The organism is Gemmata algarum (assembly GCF_034097035.1).
GTDB lineage: Bacteria > Planctomycetota > Planctomycetia > Gemmatales > Gemmataceae > Gemmata > Gemmata algarum.
Map to the genome: position 1 here is coordinate 1 of NZ_JAXBLV010000078.1, position 1,510 is coordinate 1,510.

At 66.3% G+C, this 1,510-nt stretch carries 3 protein-coding genes; all 3 read left to right on the top strand.

Translation table 11 applies throughout. The annotated features are described in order from the left end of the window. Positions 1–102: 102 nt before the first annotated feature. Positions 103–372 carry a hypothetical protein gene (locus R5W23_RS08150; protein WP_320685903.1) on the top strand — a complete coding sequence of 90 codons (270 nt, stop codon included), beginning with the start codon at positions 103–105 and terminating at the stop codon, positions 370–372. A gap of 115 nt (positions 373–487) precedes the next feature. After that, on the top strand, positions 488–832 hold the full coding sequence (locus R5W23_RS08155; RefSeq protein ID WP_320685904.1) for a hypothetical protein: 345 nt from the start codon (positions 488–490) through the stop codon (positions 830–832). Between the two features lie 136 nt (positions 833–968). Then, a complete protein-coding gene (locus R5W23_RS08160; protein WP_320685905.1) occupies positions 969–1,505 on the top strand; it encodes a hypothetical protein in 537 nt (178 codons plus the stop codon). The last annotated feature ends 5 nt before the right edge of the window (positions 1,506–1,510 follow it).

A 1,510-nucleotide genomic window follows, 5' to 3' on the forward strand; every position in this document is an offset into this window, starting at 1 on the left:
ACCAGAGGGCGCAGACTTCCGATGTGCCGTTCGCCACGAAGTCGCGGTAAGGGCGGCCGACGTTGGCCCGGCCGCCCCGGCGGAGCCCGCAAGAAGAGGCCGGTGGGCGCGTGGCAGCGCCGCGCGCAACACATGGTCGGGTCGGTCGCTGAGTTGCCCCAGCCGGTTGGGGCTGTCGAGTACGCAGGCGTGTTCCGCGAGACCGCAGAGCACAACATCTACCTGCTCGACCAAGAGATGGCCCGTATTGGGGTGCGATACTTCGCCGAGTTCCGCGGGCGGAGGTATCGCACCACGCGGTTCACCATCTTCGTACCCACGGAGCAGGTCGGCGCGGTTGCGGCCATCGCGGCTCGCCTCCGCCGGGTGTAGGTGCCGAGGCCGAACCCGGCGCTGCACCTGACACCGCCATCGGCCACAGTTGTGTCGCTCACTGTATCATGGCGGTGCAGGTGAGCTGTTCGTTCGGCACCCAGAGGGCTTACCGATGGCGACGGCCGTGAAAGAGGATCGCAGCCCGGAGATGGTGCGGCTGGTATGGTTCCTCCACCGCTACGCCCGTACTCCGGCGGGTGGCCGTTACGTCCCACCGGCCGAATTCGGCGACCTAAATAAGCGAGAGGTGTACGACCAGTTCTTCCCGCAGCTCGGCGGCGGGAGGTCGTTCAAGACGTTCCAGGGGAGCGCTGAGGGACTGCGGAAGGGCAACATCCGCGAACATCTGGAGAACGACACGCCGTACCTGCCCATGTACGAGGCCATCCTCCAGACCTGGCAGCACCTGCCCCGCGAGAAGCAGTGGGAGTACTTGCAGCAGTACCAAACGGTGTAGCGAACACGGGCGGTAAAGCACGCCGAACCCGGCGCTGCACCTGACACCGCCGGCTGACTTGTGACGCATCACTCATCGGGACGGGCGGTGCAGGTGAGCTGTTCGTTCGGCCACAGAAGGCGCGGCGGGAGGGCGAATGCTCGAAGAAAGCCGATGCCTACCCGAGCAGCGGTTCCTAATGGTGATCGGGCAGTACTCGGCGGCGACAACCGCGAAGACGCTCAGAGCCGTGAGAGCCTACTACGCCCAAGAGAGGCGCCGCTTCGATGGTGCGGCGGCGGCGCTCACGGAAGAGTTCCTTGCTTGGTCAGGGTCGTTCAGCGGTGGAGTCCTCCAGACATGCTATTGCCACGCAGACGTGGCGCGGGGCCGGGTCTTCGATGTCGTGTTCGGCATGGCCACGGCCGCCCGGGTCGAGCGCACGCGTGCCGTGGTGGAGTACAACGTCATCTGGGGACAAGTCGCCTCGGCAGGCCTCGTTCACGGCTGGCACCAAGCCGCGTTCTTCGAGTTCCCCGACGGAGTGCCCGAGTTGGTGGCGTCGCTCCCGGTCGATGACTTCCAGGCGCGGCCGTTAATCGGCCTGTGCGCGTCGGAGGATTGGCCGGCAATCGCCCCCGAACTGGCTCGCCAAAAGGCCGAACCCGGCGCTGCACCTGACACCGCCCGCTGAGTTGT